The 14695-nt window shown below is 68.1% G+C and carries 16 protein-coding genes and 1 pseudogene; 9 read left to right on the top strand and 8 right to left on the bottom strand.

The genetic code is table 11. The features are described 5' to 3' along the window. Window positions 1-209 precede the first annotated feature (209 nt). Window positions 210-1100, bottom strand: coding sequence for a beta-lactamase transcriptional regulator PenR (penR, locus tag ACTJKF_RS24415; RefSeq protein ID WP_440626835.1), 891 nt, complete (start codon window positions 1098-1100; stop codon window positions 210-212). A gap of 116 nt (window positions 1101-1216) precedes the next feature. Here penR and blaPEN-bcc point away from each other — a divergent pair, with 116 nt between their 5' ends. Then, window positions 1217-2110 (top strand): PEN family class A beta-lactamase, Bcc-type, encoded by an 894-nt coding sequence (gene blaPEN-bcc, locus ACTJKF_RS24410; RefSeq protein WP_440626833.1) that lies wholly within the window; start codon window positions 1217-1219, stop codon window positions 2108-2110. 345 nt (window positions 2111-2455) lie between these two features. Here blaPEN-bcc and ACTJKF_RS24405 read toward each other — a convergent pair whose 3' ends face one another. The 5 genes from ACTJKF_RS24405 to ACTJKF_RS24385 form a co-directional block, all read right to left on the bottom strand. Continuing rightward, window positions 2456-2656 carry a hypothetical protein gene (locus tag ACTJKF_RS24405; protein WP_440626832.1) on the bottom strand — a complete coding sequence of 67 codons (201 nt, stop codon included), beginning with the start codon at window positions 2654-2656 and terminating at the stop codon, window positions 2456-2458. 564 nt (window positions 2657-3220) lie between these two features. Then, on the bottom strand, window positions 3221-3589 hold the full coding sequence (locus tag ACTJKF_RS24400; protein ID WP_440626830.1) for an antibiotic biosynthesis monooxygenase family protein: 369 nt from the start codon (window positions 3587-3589) through the stop codon (window positions 3221-3223). Window positions 3590-3628: 39 nt separating this feature from the next. Next, window positions 3629-4075, bottom strand: coding sequence for a MarR family winged helix-turn-helix transcriptional regulator (locus ACTJKF_RS24395; protein WP_440626876.1), 447 nt, complete (start codon window positions 4073-4075; stop codon window positions 3629-3631). Window positions 4076-4258: 183 nt separating this feature from the next. Then, window positions 4259-5635, bottom strand: coding sequence for an ATP-binding protein (locus tag ACTJKF_RS24390; RefSeq protein WP_440626829.1), 1377 nt, complete (start codon window positions 5633-5635; stop codon window positions 4259-4261). After that, entirely contained in the window at window positions 5632-6294 is a 663-nt protein-coding gene (locus ACTJKF_RS24385) for a response regulator (protein ID WP_440626827.1), read from the bottom strand. Before ACTJKF_RS24385 ends, ACTJKF_RS24390 begins: the two co-directional genes overlap by 4 nt. 226 nt (window positions 6295-6520) lie before the next feature. Here ACTJKF_RS24385 and ACTJKF_RS24380 point away from each other — a divergent pair, with 226 nt between their 5' ends. The 5 genes from ACTJKF_RS24380 (at window position 6521) to ACTJKF_RS24360 (ending at window position 10746) form a co-directional block, all read left to right on the top strand. Beyond that, complete coding sequence (locus ACTJKF_RS24380; protein WP_440626825.1) at window positions 6521-6874, top strand: YgiW/YdeI family stress tolerance OB fold protein; 354 nt, start codon at window positions 6521-6523, stop codon at window positions 6872-6874. Between the two features lie 63 nt (window positions 6875-6937). Further along, the gene (locus ACTJKF_RS24375) at window positions 6938-7798 is read left to right on the top strand and encodes a MurR/RpiR family transcriptional regulator (RefSeq protein WP_440626823.1); all 861 of its coding nucleotides are present in this window, start codon (window positions 6938-6940) and stop codon (window positions 7796-7798) included. Between the two features lie 168 nt (window positions 7799-7966). After that, window positions 7967-8827, top strand: coding sequence for an isocitrate lyase/PEP mutase family protein (locus ACTJKF_RS24370; RefSeq protein WP_440626821.1), 861 nt, complete (start codon window positions 7967-7969; stop codon window positions 8825-8827). A 334-nt stretch (window positions 8828-9161) separates the two neighbouring features. Beyond that, the gene (locus tag ACTJKF_RS24365) at window positions 9162-9428 is read left to right on the top strand and encodes a YodC family protein (RefSeq protein WP_440626819.1); all 267 of its coding nucleotides are present in this window, start codon (window positions 9162-9164) and stop codon (window positions 9426-9428) included. A 136-nt stretch (window positions 9429-9564) separates the two neighbouring features. After that, entirely contained in the window at window positions 9565-10746 is a 1182-nt protein-coding gene (locus ACTJKF_RS24360) for a cytochrome P450 (protein WP_440626817.1), read from the top strand. A 33-nt stretch (window positions 10747-10779) separates the two neighbouring features. Here ACTJKF_RS24360 and ACTJKF_RS24355 read toward each other — a convergent pair whose 3' ends face one another. Together ACTJKF_RS24355 and ACTJKF_RS24350 are read right to left on the bottom strand one after the other, a co-directional pair. Then, window positions 10780-11106 carry a superinfection immunity protein gene (locus ACTJKF_RS24355; protein WP_440626815.1) on the bottom strand — a complete coding sequence of 109 codons (327 nt, stop codon included), beginning with the start codon at window positions 11104-11106 and terminating at the stop codon, window positions 10780-10782. Between the two features lie 90 nt (window positions 11107-11196). Then, the gene (locus ACTJKF_RS24350) at window positions 11197-11616 is read right to left on the bottom strand and encodes a rhodanese-like domain-containing protein (RefSeq protein WP_440626813.1); all 420 of its coding nucleotides are present in this window, start codon (window positions 11614-11616) and stop codon (window positions 11197-11199) included. 111 nt (window positions 11617-11727) lie between these two features. Between ACTJKF_RS24350 and ftrA the strand changes: the two genes are divergently transcribed. The 3 genes and pseudogenes from ftrA to ACTJKF_RS24335 all read left to right on the top strand — a co-directional run bounded on the left by ftrA (window position 11728) and on the right by ACTJKF_RS24335 (window position 14685). After that, on the top strand, window positions 11728-12702 hold the full coding sequence (gene ftrA, locus ACTJKF_RS24345) for a transcriptional regulator FtrA (RefSeq protein WP_440626811.1): 975 nt from the start codon (window positions 11728-11730) through the stop codon (window positions 12700-12702). A gap of 48 nt (window positions 12703-12750) precedes the next feature. Beyond that, window positions 12751-13005: pseudogene (locus ACTJKF_RS24340) on the top strand (hypothetical protein); the annotation flags it as partial. Window positions 13006-13230: 225 nt separating this feature from the next. Then, entirely contained in the window at window positions 13231-14685 is a 1455-nt protein-coding gene (locus tag ACTJKF_RS24335; RefSeq protein ID WP_440626810.1) for a M20 family metallopeptidase, read from the top strand. Window positions 14686-14695: the final 10 nt, after the last annotated feature.

Here is a 14695-nt window from a genome sequence, read left to right as displayed (position 1 = left end):
GCCAACAAATTCTGTGGATAAGTCTGACGTGATTGCTTCCCGATGGTTGACGATCCGGTGCGTGCCGGAACCCGACCGGACGCCCGTGGGCACGGGCTGCCCGCGACGTGCATCGTCACCGTAATGCGTGCACGATCAACGAGTTAGGCCCCGGGTACCCAGGATATCCACATGCTTGCCAACAAAATCTGTGGACAAGCGGGGCGCCATCAGTCGAGCGGCGCCGTGCCGGCCGCTTCCGCCGTGATCCAGTCGCGAAACAGCGTCATTGCGGGCGTCAGCGGCTTCGACTTCAGCGATGTGAGCCAGTAGGCGCCCCCGTGCACGTCGATGTCGAGCGGCCGTGCGAGCAGGCCGAGCTGCAGTTCGCGCACGAACATGCAGGCCGGCGCGAGCGCGATGCCCGCGCCCTGCATCGCGGCCTCGACCATCAGCCGCGACGAATCGAACACCGGCCCGCTGACCGTCCAGGGTTCGAGTTGCGCGGCGTCGAACCAGCCGAGCCATTCGTCGGTGCGGTACGAACGCAGCAGCGTTTCGTTCGCGAGATCGGCCGGCCGCGCGAGACGCCGCGCGATCTCCGGCGTGCACAGCGCGCAGAGCGGTGCATCGAGCAGCCGCTCGTTGCGCGTTGCCGGCCAGTTGCCGGCACCGAAGCGGATCGCGAAATCGAGGCCCTCGGCCGCGAGGTCGACGACGTTGTTGTTGGTCCTCAGCCGCAGCTCGACGAACGGGTGCGTATCGCCGAACCGCTTCAGCCTTGGCATTAGCCAGCCTATGGCAAAGGTGCCGACCGCGCCGAGCGTCAACACCTCGTGGAAGCGCCCGCCGTCAAACTGCTTGAGCACGGTCTCGATCCGGCTGAATGCGTCGCTGAGCACCGGCAACAGCGCGCGGCCTTCGTCGGTGAGCCCGAGGCCACGCGGCAGCCGCGTGAACAGCGTGCAGCCGAGCCTCTCCTCGAGCGAGCGCACCTGCTGGCTCACGGCGGCCTGCGTCACGCTCAGCTCGAGGCCGGCGCGCGTGAAGTTCAGGTGGCGCGCCGACGATTCGAACGCGCGCAAGGCATTCAGCGGAAGATGAGGGCGGAGCTTCGTCATAAGAATTTCTTGTGTCAGCGCTCAATTATCGTTGCTTGTCAGGCAACCGTAAAGTCACGATAGTGCTGTCTCGCCGGCCGGCCGTTCCGCATCCATTCCACCACGAGAGACATGACATGACCTACTCATCGCAACGTCGAACCCTGTTGCTGGCGGCCGCGACGGCGCCGCTCGTCCTGACCGTCGGCGCGTGCGCGTCGCCGCAGGCCGCGGCGCGGGACGTTTCGTCCGCGATGTCGTTCGCCGCGCTCGAACGCGCGGCGGGCGGCCGCCTCGGCGTATGCGCGATCGACACCGCGAGCGGCCGGCGCACGCAACATCGCGCGGACGAGCGCTTCCCGTTCTGCAGCACGTTCAAGGCGATGCTGGGCGCGGCGGTGCTCGCGCAGAGCGTCGAGCGTTCGGGGCTGCTGCAGCAGCGCGTGACCTATGGGCCGTCGGAGCTCGTCAACTATTCGCCGGTATCGGGTCAGCATGTCGGCACCGGAATGACGGTGGCCGGGTTGTGCGAGGCGGCGATCCAGTACAGCGACAACTCGGCGGCGAACCTGGTGATGAAGCTGATCGGCGGCCCGTCGGCGGTGACCGCGTATGCGCGCTCGATCGGTGACGACACGTTCCGGCTCGATCGCTGGGAGACCGAACTGAACACCGCGTTGCCGGGTGACCTGCGCGACACGACGACGCCTGCCGCGATGGCCGCGAGCCTGCGCGTGCTCACGCTCGGCGACGCGCTGCCGGCCGCGCAGCGGGCGCAGCTCGTCGCATGGCTGCGCGGCAACAAGGTCGGCGACAAGCGAATTCGCGCGGGCGTGCCGGCCGGGTCGCAGGTGGCCGACAAGACCGGCACCGGCGACTACGGCACGACGAACGACGCGGGCGTGATCTGGCTGCCGTCGCGCGCGCCGATCGTGCTCGCGGTGTACTACACGCAGACGCGGGCCGATGCGAAGGCGAAGGACGACGTGATCGCGGCAGCCGCGCGCATCGCGGTCGCGACGCTCGCCTGAGCCGGCGGCGCGGTGTGCGTGGTCGATGGATCGATGAATGCACGCCGTGCCGCAGTCGTGATCGGTATATCGAAACGTTGTGCGATCAACGACTTAGGTCACGCATGCTCAGGATATCCACATCCTTGCCAACAAAAATTGTGGACAAGCCCGCCGGCGGTCGCGTGCCACGCGAAACGGGCGTCGCGATAGCGTGTGGCGGACAGGCTGCAGGCCGGCGTGCCCGCTTCGAAGCAGTGCGGGCAAAGCCTTTCGGATCAAGCGCTTGTGTGTGGTATGCGCAGGCTATCCACATGCTTGCCAACACAATCTGTGGACAAGCCTGCGGGTTCGCCTGTTCGATGTTCAGCTTTGCCGATCGTCGATCGCGGGCCAGCGCGCGAACGCGAAGATCCACAACATCACGAAGTTCAGCACCGGGACGCACATCGTCAGGACCCACCAGCCCGAATGTCCGGTACGCCGAACGATGCGGACATACGGATAGACGACGATCGCGACGAGTACGAGCGAGATGAGCCACTGCCATGCGCTGAAGTGTTCCATGGTCTTCCTCGGAATGATGTGGTGTGGTTCGATGCGGGCGGAACGACCGGCCCGCGGCGCCGTTGCGTGCATGTCGTGATGGTCGACCGCGCGCGGCTCGTGTGATCGTGACGTGTCGTGTGCGCAGGCGTCAAGGCTAGGAGAGCGCGGGCAGGGTGCCGTTGTTGCACCGGATCGTCTGCCGGTGCGCATGCGCGAACGACGCGGTGCCGAAATGGTGACGCGGCGCGTGATTCGTTGGCCGATCAACGGGTTAGCGGATGCGTGCGCAGGATATCCACAAGCTTGCCAACACAATCTGTGGGTAAGTGGCGCGACGCGCGCGTCGTGCATCGCAGCGGTATCGGCGTGGCATCGTGATGCGACGTGTGGCGAACCGGCGCATCTGACAGCCTGGTACGCGCCGCGTCTGCATCACGCGTGCCAAAGTCCGTCGGATCAAGGGCTTAGCGTGGCGGTGCGCAGGATATCCACAAGCTTGCCAACATTTTCTGTGGAGAAGTCCGTGGCGCGATCGGGCGGCGCGGCATGCAAACCGCGCGTCGTGCCGGTTCGCGCGTGGGCTCACGCGGTACAAATGCCGGCCACGGCGACTTTCTGGAACAAGTGCGGGCTCGCGACCGCGGACGACGGATAGGCCGAGCGTTTCGCGACGAACTCGGGATGCGTGAAGGCCGCGCGAAACGCGTGCGTCGACTCCCAGATCGCATAGTTGAAGTACGTCGGGCTGTCGCCGAGCGCGCGATGCAGCTGGGTCGAAATGAATCCCGGCTGCCGTTTCATGAACACGGCGTCGTCCTTCCACACGGCCAGGAAATCCGCTTCGTCGGCCGGATCCAGCGTGAAGACGTTGACGAGGACGACCGGTTCCGCGTCGAGGCCGATCTGTTGCTGGATCGGAAAGGTCGGGTCCATCGGTTTGAAATGAGGCATGGGAACTCCTGCGGGTCATGAAGGGGGGCAGTGGCGCGATCATGCGCGCCCGTCCGGCGCATGTGCGCCGGACATCGTCGACAGCACGCGAATCGCCGCATCCAGATCGGCCGAGCTGAACTGGCCGGAGATGTCGCGGACATGCTGTTGCCATTGGTCGACCACCGCCTGATAGGCCGCGGCACCGCGCGGGGTCAGCGCATACAACGGCGACCGCTTGTGCGTCGGGTTCGGCAGCGGCTGCACCAGTCCTTCCTCGGTCAGCACGTTGATCTGCTTCAGGACGGCCTGCCGCGTGATGCCCATCGCATCGGCGATCTGCGGGATGTTCGGGGCGTCCGGCGCCATCGAGATGGCGCCCAGCACTTGCCAGCGCGCGCTGGTCAGGCCATGCGGCGCGGCAAAGGTATTGCCCCATTCGATCAGCAGGCCGTTCAGCCGGAAGACGGACAGCGCGACGGCGGTCAGCTTGGCGGGTTTCGTCATGGTCGAGTGGTGGAGTAAATTGACAACCACTTTACGTAATTGGCAACTAGTTGTCAAATTGAGCGGTCGATCGCTGTGCACGACCGCCAAACCCTTGCAGATCAATGGCTTGTCGCCATTAGCGGGCGGTTGTCCACAAGCTTGCCAACACAATCTGTGGACAAGCCGCCCATCCGGCGCGTGTCAGGCCGGCACGGGAAACCGCACCGTCACGGTCAGCCCGCGTCCGCCTTGCGTCGTGCCGAGCGCGACCGTCGCGCGATGCTGTTCGGCGATCCGCTTGACGATCGACAGCCCGAGCCCGCTGCCCGACGACGTGACGGCCTGCGCGCCCTCGCCGCGATAGAAGCGTTCCCACACGTCGGTGCGTTCGGCTTCCGGGATGCCGGGGCCGTCGTCGGCGACTTCGAGCACGGGCGTCGCGCCGTCGAGGCGCGCGGACACGTCCACGCACGCGCCGTCGCCCGCATAGCGGATCGCGTTGTCGACGAGATTGTTCAGCAGCACGCGCAGCGTGTCGAGATTGCCCGCGGCCATCACGGGCGACGACACGATCGCGCCCAGGTCGATCCGGTGCGCATCCGCGACGCGCGTGCGGTCGGCGACCACCGAGCGGCACAGCGCGGCGAGATCGACGGCCGCGGAGGCCGACGCGGACGCCTGCGCATCCGGTTCGAGGCGCGCGAGCGTCAGCAGCTGTTCGGCGAGGTGGCCGAGGCGTGTCGTGCCCGCGTGGATCTGCGCGAGGATCTGCTCGCGTTCGTCGGCGGTCGACGCGCGCCGCAGCAATTGCGACTGGATCGACAGCCCCATGATCGGCGTGCGCAGCTCGTGCGCGGCATCGGCGATGAAGTGGCGCTGCAGCGTGAACGAACGGTCGAGCCGCGCGAGCAGGTCGTTGATCGCTTCGGCGAGCGGGCGGACCTCGTTCGGCATCGACGCGACGTCGACCGGTTCGAGATTGTTGGCATTCCTGCGCGTCAGGCCGGATGCGATCGTGCGCAGCGGCCGCAGCCCCGCGCCGATGCCGAACCACAGCCCGATCGCGAGCACCGGCAGCATCGAGAATACCGGCCACAGCAGGTGCACCGCGATGCCCGCGATCGCTTCCCAGCGCGCATGGCGCGCCTGCGCGAGCCGGATCGTCGTGCCGCCGCGTTCCGTCACATAGGTGCGCCACGGCTGGCCGCCGACGTCGACGCTGCCGATGCCGGTTTGCGCGGGCGGCGGCAGCGTCGACTCGCGATCGGTCGAGTAGGCCAGCGTGCCGTTGCGCCAGACCTGCAGCAGCACCGCGTCGGGGTCGCTGGCCTCGAAGCCGTGCTTGCCGTCGCCACGATTGCTGAACGACAGCTCGCCGTTCGGGCCGACGACGATCTGCTTCGACAGGCTGCGCATCTGGTCGTCGAGCAGATCGTCGAGCTCGCGCAGCGCGCCCCAGTAGGTGCCCGCGCTCGCGACGAGCCCGATCACGCAGGCGGCGGGCAGCAGCCACATCAGCAGGCGTCGCCGCAGCGACGCGCTGCGCCAGCGCACGATCGCGTGTTGCAGTTTCGTCATGCGCCGTCACCGATCCGGTAGCCGACGCCACGCACCGTGCGGATCATGTCGTGGCCGAGCTTCTTGCGCAGGTTGTGGATATGCACCTGCACCGCGTTGCTCTCGATTTCCTCGCCCCAGCTGTACAGCCGCTCCTCGAACTGCTCGCGCGAGATCACCGCGCCCGGGTCGCGCATCAGTTCGTGCAGCAGCACGAATTCCTTCGGCGACAGCGTGACTTCGTCGTCGTTGAGCCACACGAGATGCTTGACCGGATCGAGTCGCAGCGGGCCGATCACGAGCGTCGTCTGCGCGCGCCCCGCATGGCGGCGGTTGACCGCGCGAATGCGGGCGAGCAGTTCCTCGAGCACGAACGGCTTGACGAGATAGTCGTCGGCGCCGCTGTCGAGGCCGGCGATGCGCTCGGGCACGCCGTCGCGCGCGGTGATGATGATCGCGGGCAGGGTTTCGTCGCGGCGGCGCAGCGACGCGAGCACCGACAGGCCGTCGCGGTTCGGTAGCCCGAGGTCGAGCAGCAGCAGGCCGTAGCCGGTCGAGCGCAGCGCGAGCGACGCGGCGTCGCCGTCCTTCACCCAGTCGACCGCGAAGCCTTCCTGTTTGAGGCCTTGTTCGAGCCCGCTGCCGATCAGCGGATCGTCCTCGACGAGCAGTACGCGCATGGATTCGTGTCTCTTCGTGGGCGCGGACGCCCGGGGTTCCCATGATAAGCGCAGGTGTCTTAGGCCGAGCTTAAACACCGGCGGCCGGCCGTGCGTTCGGACTTGTCCTATGCGGCGACGTGTCGCTTTGGCACACCTTCAGGTTTGCTTAATCTTACGGTCCGTAATCTTGGGCCGTCGCGTTCAACGGGGCGCGGCGCCACATCGAAAGAAGAGGAATGCAATCATGAAACACCTGGCCAGAATCCTGACGGTCGCGCTCGCGGTGCTGCCCGCCGCCGTCCATGCGCAATACACCGGGCCGTCCGGGTTGACGACGACCACCGTGAAGGAGCTGCTCGCGAACGGCAAGGACGATCAGCACGTGCAGTTGCAGGGGCGCATCGTCAAGCACGTGGGCGGCGAGGATTACGAGTTCACCGATGCGACCGGCACGATCCGCGTCGAGATCGACCACAAGCTGTGGGCGGCCGGCCAGCCCGTCAGCGACAAGAACGAAGTGAAGGTGACCGGCGAGTTCGAGCGCAAATGGTCGGGTCGCGTGAAGGTCGATGCCGATCACGTCGAAGTGCTGCGCTGACCGGTGCACCGGTGCGGACGGGGCCGGTGATACCATGGACGACCGGTTCCCGTTCCCACCAAGATGGCTGCCAATTTCGATGAACTCGCGTCCCGGATCCGGGCGCAATTTTCCGAACTGAGTCCGCAATTCCAGGCGGGCGCTGCATTTCTGCTCGATCATCCCGACGAGGTCGCGACCTCGTCGATGCGCAAGGTCGCGCAGCGCGCGCAGGTTCAACCCGCGTCGCTCGTGCGGCTCGCGCAGCAATTCGGCTTCCCCGGCTGGAACGAGCTGCGCGACCTGTGCGTCGCGCGCGTGCGCACGCGTCCCGAGCCGCTCACGCAGCGCGCGCGTTCGCTCGTGCGGCCCGACGCGAAGGCGTCGCTCGCGCACGACCTGCTGGCCGCGCAGCAGCACAATCTCGCCGCCACCGCCGCGCAGAACGAGCACGCGCTCGCGGATGCGGCGAAGCTGATCCGCAAGGCGGCGCACGTGCACGTCGCCGGATTCCGGTCGTGCTATCCGGTCGCGTTCGGTTTCGTGTACGGCTACCGGCTGTTCCGGCCGACCGTATCGTTGCTCAACGGCGTCGCCGGTTCGCTCGAGATGGAGCTGCGCACGATCGCGAAGCAGAGCGTGACCGTGATCATCAGCTTCGCGCCGTATTCGGCGGAAGCGACGCGCGTCGCGCAGGCCGCGAAGGCGCAGGGCAGCAAGATCGTCGCGATCACCGACAGCGCGGTGTCGCCGATTGCGCTGCATGCCGATGGGCAACTGATCTTCACGCACGACAGCCCGTCGTTCTTCCCGTCGCTGGTCGCCGCGCACGCGATGGCCGAAGCGCTGGTCGCGCAGTTGCTCGCGCTCGAAGGCAGCGATGCGGTCGCGGCGCTCGAGCGCACGGAAGCGGAACTGCATGCGAAGGGCGCGTATGTCGTGTAGCCGCGCGTGCGGCTTCGACCGGTTCCCGCTGCCATTGTTCGATCCGATCCGACGTACCTGAGGAACCCGGCCGGCGGCGCGCCGCCGACATCGACATTTCAGCGTACCCGGAACTGTCCCGGTACCGCGCGCGCGTATGCTGGCGTCTCCAGTCACGAGGAGACGACGATGTCCGATTCCGACGCGCAGTTCCGCTTGGCCGAAGCCTTCCGCGCGCTGCACACGCGCTCCGGCGCCTTCATCATCCCGAATCCGTGGGACGCCGGCTCCGCCCGGCTGCTCGCGATGGCCGGCTTCGAATCGCTCGCCACCACGAGCGCCGGCTTCGCTTATTCGAGAGGGCGGCCGGACAACGCGATCGGCCGTGACGACATGCTCGGCCACATCGCCGAGATCGCCGCCGCGGGCGGCTTGCCGGTCAGCGCCGATCTCGAGAACGGCTTCGGCGATGCACCCGGCACGGTGGCCGAGACGATCCGCCTCGCGGCCGATGCCGGCGCCGTGGGCGGCTCGATCGAGGATGCGACCGGCCGTGCCGATGCGCCGATCTATCCGCACGACGCGGCGGTCGAGCGCATCGCGGCGGCGGTCGACGCGGCGCGCGGGTTGCCATTTCCGTTCACGCTGACCGCGCGCTGCGAAAACTACCTGCACGGCCGCCGCGATCTCGCCGACACGATCGCGCGGCTGGTCGCGTATCGCGACGCCGGTGCCGATGTGCTGTACGCGCCGGGCCTGACCGATCCCGACGACATCGCGGCGGTCACGCGCGCGGTCGGCGCGCCGGTCAACGTCGTGATGGGGCTGCAGGGCGGATTGTTGAGCCTCGAGGCGCTCGCGGCGCTCGGCGTGAAGCGCGTCAGCGTCGGCGGTGCGCTGGCGCGGGCCGCGCTCGGCGCGTTCCTGCGCGCCGCGACGGAAATGGCGCGCGACGGCACGTTCACGTTTGCGCAAGCGGCCGTGTCGGGGCGCGACCTCGATCGCTGGTTTTCCGCGCCGGACAATTCGCCGGTTCGGTTTGCACCGTGAGTGCCGGTAAACGGTGGGAACGTTTTCAGCCTGAAAATCGATTGACAGTAATCAATCGGAACCGCGTCCGATTTAAAGTTCGATGACGGCGCGAATGACATCGTTTATTCTCCGCATTCCGGCCGGTTGACCGGAACCGGCGCGTCAGCCGCGCCGGTTCTGGCGCCCGCTGCCCGCCAGGCGTACCGATACCGCGTATTGTTGCGATTTTCCATCCGATGATTCTGGATTTTCGGGTATTGCCGGTTATTTTTTGGATGGGTAATCTGCGGCACATCCGAATGATCCATCCGCGGGCCGCCGGAAAATGAAACTATAAAAATTCGAGAGAGCGATGACAATCCGAGAAAATCACCGCAGTGACTTTCGCGTCGGCGATGTCGTGACGCTGAAAACCGGCGGGCCGCGCATGACCGTCACCTACGCCGGGCCGGTCGTGTTCGATGATGCCGACTGGCTGATCTGCCAGTGGTTCGACGATAGCGGCCACTTCCGGCAGGAAATGTTTCACCACGAGACGGTCGCGCCCGAGCCGCGCGCGATCTCCGCCGGGCGCGTGCGCGTGCGCATGCTGGCGCACCGTTACCGCTCGGCGGCCTGACGCCGGCACGCCCGTCGCGGCGTGGCGTCGTTCGGCGCCAGCGGGTTGTTGCGTTGCAGCAATTCGCGTTGCTCGCACGTCGACATTTCACGTCAACCCGAAACATGCGGCGGCCCGGCGCGCCGATACTGCACGCATGAACCCGACCGATCCGATTGCCGCGGTCACGCACCGCGATCCTTACCCCTACTACGCGACGCTCGTCGACGGGCCGCCACTCGCGTTCGACGCCACGCTCGGCCTGTGGGTCGCGAGCCGCGCGGCGAGCGTGACCGCCGTGCTCGGCCACCCGGCGTGCCGCGTCAGGCCACTCGATGCACCGGTGCCGCCCGCGTTGCGCGGCACGACGGCGGGCGCACTGTTCGCCGAGCTGGTGCGTATGAACGACGGCGCGCTGCGGCACGACGTGCCGAAGCAGGCGTTGCTCGCCGCGTTCGCGCCGATCGACGCGGACGCATTGCGCGAGCGTGCCGCCCGGCTGGCCGGCAGCCGGTTGCGTGCGCCGCATGACGCCGACGCACTGAACGCGTGGTGCCTGACGGTGCCGGTTTGCGCGGTCGCCGATCTGCTCGGTTTCGACGACACGCAGCTCGACGACATTGCCGCGCTGGTCGTGGACTTCGTCGCCGCGCTGTCGCCGCTGTCGGACGCCGCGGCGCTCGCCAAGGCAAGCGACGGCGCGCGGCAACTGCTCGACCGGATGACGGCGCGCGTCGCGCACGCCCGCGCGGAGGACGGCTCGATGGTCTCGGCGATTCAGCAGGCGGCACGCGACGCGGGGTGGCAGGCGAGCGGTTCGCTCGTCGCGAATCTCGTCGGGCTGATGTCGCAAACGTGCGAGGCGACGGCTGCGTGGCTCGGCAATGTGCTGGTGGCGTCGCATGACGCGGCGGACGCCGTCGCAACCGGCGAACGCGCGGTGCCGGATGCCGCGACGCTCGATGCATTCGTCGCCGAGGTCGGCCGGTTCGATTCGCCGGTGCAGAACACGCGCCGCTTCGTTGCATCGCGCACGACGATCGAAGGCGTGAGCGTCGATGCCGGCGCGGCCATCCTGGTCGTGCTGGCAGCGGCGAACCGCGATCCCGCCGTGCATCGCGAGCCGAACCGGCTACTGCCGGGCCGCGCGCCGGGGCCGAATTTCGGTTTCGGCTCGGGGCCGCACGGCTGCCCGGGCGAGCGGATCGCGCGGGCGGTGACGGCGGGGGCGTTCGGGGCGTGGTTGCGCGCGGGCGGGGACGCGCCGCGCGGCAGGTTGATGTGGGACTACCGGACGTCGACCAACGTCAGGATGCCGAAATTCGGCGCGGCGACGTAAGCGGTAAAGCGGTAAAGCGGGGACCAACGGGGTTCAGCGGCAACCTTGCTTCTCGGCCCATTGCTCCTGGGCGGCGACGCGCCGCTGCACGCGTTCGACGAGACCGGTCGAGAAGGTCCGCATGCTGAGGCCGCGGCGCTTCGCGAGGATGGTTTGCGCGATGTCGGTTTGCGGGTTCGGCTGGCATGCCCAGTACAGCGTCATCAGCCAGCCGATGCCCGTCCACGCGAACAGGGCGTTGAACATCGCGATCGTCAGCTTGTCGTGCCGGCCGCGCCTGTCGGCGACGACGGCCGGAAGAAAATAGAGCGCGATCGCTGCGACCGAACCGGCCACCTGAATCAGAACTGCGTGTTGCATGTTGCTGCTCCATCCGAACTGCAATGAGACCGATTGTCGCGCTTTTTCCGTTTGCGTGCTGGCAATTGATTGTTGCACTTTTAATGACGATCAGCGCGTGGCGACGTCCTCAGGCTGCTCATCGTTGCTCAGCGCGAAACCTTCGTCGAGCCAGCCGGTGATGCCGCCGATCATCAGCTTCACCGGGCGGCCGAGGCGCGCCAGCCGGATCGCCGCGCGCACGGCGCCATTGCAGTGCGGGCCCGCGCAGTAGACGACGAACAGCGTGTCGGCCGGATGCCCGGCGAGCTTGCCGGCGACGATCTTGCGGTGCGGCAGGTTGCGCGCGCCGGGCACGTGGCCGGCGGCAAATTGCTCCGGACTCCGGACGTCGAGCAGCACGAAATCGGGCGCGCCGGACGCGAGGGCGTCGTGCGTGTCCCAGCAATCGGTCTCGAACCGCAGCGACGCTTCGAAGTGCGCGACGGCGGTGGCGCTGTCGGCGGCGGGGACGTCGGTGACGTATGACATGAAAGGCGCTCCTGAAGGGCGGCGCGGCATGCGCCGGAACGAGGGGCAGTATCGCGGTTCGGCGGCTTTTCCGGCAGTGGCGCGATCGACAAGTTCCGGTAACATCGCGCCATGCACAATCATCTCGTCGTCGCGCTCGCCTACGATCGCCTCTGCACCTTCGAATTCGGCTGCGTGGTCGAACTGTTCGCGCTCGAGCGCCCGGAACTCGGCGTCGACTGGTATCGCTTCGCCGTCTGCGCGAGCGAGCCGGGGCCGGTGCGCGCGGCGGGCGGGATCACGGTCGCCGCGCCGTACCGGCTCGCGACCCTCGATCGCGCGGACACCATCGTGATCCCCGGCTGGCGCGATCCGGACGAGTTGCCGCCGGAACCGCTGCTGAAGAAGCTGCGTGCCGCGCATCGCCGCGGCGCGCGGCTCTGCTCGATCTGCTCGGGCGTATTCGTGCTCGCGGCGGCCGGCGTGCTCGACGGGCTGACCGTCACGACGCACTGGCGTTACGCGGAGCGCCTGCAGGCGCGCTATCCGGCACTGCGCGTGAATCCCGACGCGCTGTACGTCGACGAAGGGCAGATCGTCACGTCGGCCGGCTCGGCGGCGGGGCTCGACATGCTGCTGCATCTGGTGCGCCGCGATCACGGCGGCGCGATCGCGAACCGCGTCGCGCAGCGCCTCGTGCTGCCGCCGCATCGCGACGGCGGCCAGGCGCAGTTCGTGCCGCGCCCGGTCGCGCCGGGCGGCGGCGACCGGCTCGCGAAGCTGATCGACTGGATGCGCGCGCACGCGGCCGAGCCGCACACGCTCGCGTCGCTCGCCGCGCAGGCCGCGATGAGCACGCGCACGCTGCAGCGGCAGTTCGCGGATGCTGCGGGGATGTCGCCGCTCGCATGGCTGATCCGCGAGCGTGTGAATGTCGCGAAGGACATGCTCGAAACGCATCCCGCGCTGTCGCTCGCGCAGATTGCCGCGCGTTCGGGGTTCGGTTCCGAGGAGTCGTTGCGCCGGCATTTCCGGCGCGTCGCGAAGACGAGCCCGGCCGCTTACCGGCGCGGGATGGATCGCGGCGCGAGGCCCACGGACGCGTGAGCGTCGCGCCTTCCTCTGCCACCGCGGCGCCCGGCCGCCGATCACTTTGGCCACTTGCGCGAAGCGCTGCCGCGTCTCGCGTGGGTGCGCGACGTGTACGGCCACGTGCGCATCACCGATTCGACGTTCCTCTACATGCGCGGCATTCCGTTCTTCTCTTCGTTCCTCGAGAACAGTCTCGAGATACTGAAGGCCACGCTGCCGGCCGACGCGACCGCGCCGTGGTATGGCGAACTGAAGGGCAAGCTCGACGAAGAAGGCGAAACGCAGCTGGCCGCGTGGGTCGGCCGGTTGCCGGCGTAACCGGCGTAACCGGCGAATCCTGACGACACCGCAGGCGGGCCGCCCGGCGCAGCATCGCGCGGCGGGGCTGCGCGACGCATTCCCGCCGGCCGTCCGAGCGGGCGCGCAAGGCGGGGCGTCGACGGGGCCGAAAAGGCCCCGAAAACCGCCGCCGAAAGGGCCCCGGGGCCGGGGCCATCGGCGTATCATCCGGGTTTTCGTCAGCCCTATCCAGGCGTCCCCACCATGACCTCCGTCGACACTACCCCCGTCCTCGACCATGACAAGCTCGTTACCTTCGTCGAGCGCAAGTGGAACGATGAAATCCTCCACGCACTGACCGACTACATCGCGATCCCCGCGAAGAGTCCCGCATTCGACCCCGACTGGGCGAAACGCGGATATCTCGAACGGGTCGTCACCGATGCCGCGCAGTGGGCCGAACGCCAGCCGGTGAAAGGCCTGAAGCTCGAGATCGTGCGCTTGCCCGGCCGCACGCCGGTGATCTTTTTCGAAACCCCCGCCACGCGCTCGGGCAGCACCGACACGATCCTGCTGTACGGCCACCTCGACAAGCAGCCCGAATTCGACGGCTGGCGCGCGGACCTCGGCCCGTGGACGCCGAAGTTCGAGAACGGCAAGCTGTACGGCCGCGGCGGCGCGGACGACGGCTACGCGATCTACGCGAGCCTCGCGGCGCTCGGCGCGCTCGACGAGCAGGGCGTCGAACGGCCGCGCTGCGTCGGCCTGATCGAGACCTGCGAGGAATCGGGCAGCTACGACCTGCTGCCGTACGTCGACGCGCTGCGCGACCGGCTCGGCCAGGTGTCGCTCGTCGTGTGCCTCGATTCGGGCGCCGGCAACTACGACCAGATGTGGCTCACCACGTCGCTGCGCGGGCTGGTGTCCGGCGACCTGCAGGTCGAGGTGCTCGAGGAAGGCCTGCATTCGGGCGTCTACGGCGGCATCGCGCCGTCGAGCTTCCGCGTGATGCGCCAGCTGTTCGAGCGCCTGGAAGATGCGAAGAACGGCAACCTGCTGCCCGGCATGTTCCATTGCGAGATTCCCGACAGCCGCGTGCGCGAAGCCGATGCGGCCGCCGCGATTCTCGGCGACACCGTGTGGAAGGGGCTGCCGTGGGCGTGCGGAATGGACGGCAAGCCGGTGCTGCCGACCACGACCGATCCGCGCGAGGCGCTGCTGAATTCGACGTGGCGTCCGTCGCTGTCGGTGACGGGTGCGGCCGGTTTGCCGGCGCTCGCCGACGCGGGCAACGTGCTGCGTCCGCGCACCGCGTTCAAGCTGTCGCTGCGCCTGCCGCCGCTCGTCGACGCCGCGCAGGCCGTGCAGCAGTTGAAGGAACTGCTCGAACTCGACCCGCCGTACAACGCGAAGGTCACATTCAAGCCGGACGCGGGCGCCGCGACCGGCTGGAGCGCGCCGGATCTCGCGCCGTGGCTCGCGGCGTCGCTCGACGCCGCATCTCGCCGCCACTTCGGCGCCGACTGCGCGTACATGGGCCTCGGCGGCACGATCCCGCTGATGAACGTGCTGCAGGCCGGCTTCCCGTCCGCGCAGTTCATGGTGTGCGGCGTGCTCGGGCCGAAGTCGAACGCGCACGGCCCGAACGAGTTCCTGCACGTGCCGTACGCGAAGAAGCTGACCGCGGCGGTGGCGGACGTGATCGCGTCCGCGCGCTGAGCGTTCCCGC

The organism is Burkholderia sp. 22313, assembly GCF_052045245.1.
Taxonomy (GTDB): Bacteria; Pseudomonadota; Gammaproteobacteria; order Burkholderiales; family Burkholderiaceae; genus Burkholderia.
The sequence above is the reverse complement of the archived record's forward strand: the minus strand, read 5'-3'. Positions and strand labels throughout refer to the sequence as shown.

Excerpts from the sequence above, each read along its gene's own strand:
- ftrA (WP_440626811.1), top strand. The coding sequence starts at position 11,728 with ATGCACAATCATCTCGTCGTCGCGCTCGCCTACGATCGCCTCTGCACC.
- ACTJKF_RS24365 (WP_440626819.1), top strand. The coding sequence starts at position 9,162 with ATGACAATCCGAGAAAATCACCGCAGTGACTTTCGCGTCGGCGATGTC.
- ACTJKF_RS24350 (WP_440626813.1), bottom strand. The coding sequence starts at position 11,616 with ATGTCATACGTCACCGACGTCCCCGCCGCCGACAGCGCCACCGCCGTC.
- ACTJKF_RS24355 (WP_440626815.1), bottom strand. The coding sequence starts at position 11,106 with ATGCAACACGCAGTTCTGATTCAGGTGGCCGGTTCGGTCGCAGCGATC.
- ACTJKF_RS24390 (WP_440626829.1), bottom strand. The coding sequence starts at position 5,635 with ATGACGAAACTGCAACACGCGATCGTGCGCTGGCGCAGCGCGTCGCTG.
- ACTJKF_RS24375 (WP_440626823.1), top strand. The coding sequence starts at position 6,938 with ATGGCTGCCAATTTCGATGAACTCGCGTCCCGGATCCGGGCGCAATTT.
- ACTJKF_RS24380 (WP_440626825.1), top strand. The coding sequence starts at position 6,521 with ATGAAACACCTGGCCAGAATCCTGACGGTCGCGCTCGCGGTGCTGCCC.
- ACTJKF_RS24395 (WP_440626876.1), bottom strand. The coding sequence starts at position 4,075 with ATGACGAAACCCGCCAAGCTGACCGCCGTCGCGCTGTCCGTCTTCCGG.
- blaPEN-bcc (WP_440626833.1), top strand. The coding sequence starts at position 1,217 with ATGACCTACTCATCGCAACGTCGAACCCTGTTGCTGGCGGCCGCGACG.
- ACTJKF_RS24335 (WP_440626810.1), top strand. The coding sequence starts at position 13,231 with ATGACCTCCGTCGACACTACCCCCGTCCTCGACCATGACAAGCTCGTT.
- ACTJKF_RS24360 (WP_440626817.1), top strand. The coding sequence starts at position 9,565 with ATGAACCCGACCGATCCGATTGCCGCGGTCACGCACCGCGATCCTTAC.
- ACTJKF_RS24400 (WP_440626830.1), bottom strand. The coding sequence starts at position 3,589 with ATGCCTCATTTCAAACCGATGGACCCGACCTTTCCGATCCAGCAACAG.
- ACTJKF_RS24405 (WP_440626832.1), bottom strand. The coding sequence starts at position 2,656 with ATGGAACACTTCAGCGCATGGCAGTGGCTCATCTCGCTCGTACTCGTC.
- penR (WP_440626835.1), bottom strand. The coding sequence starts at position 1,100 with ATGACGAAGCTCCGCCCTCATCTTCCGCTGAATGCCTTGCGCGCGTTC.
- ACTJKF_RS24370 (WP_440626821.1), top strand. The coding sequence starts at position 7,967 with ATGTCCGATTCCGACGCGCAGTTCCGCTTGGCCGAAGCCTTCCGCGCG.
- ACTJKF_RS24385 (WP_440626827.1), bottom strand. The coding sequence starts at position 6,294 with ATGCGCGTACTGCTCGTCGAGGACGATCCGCTGATCGGCAGCGGGCTC.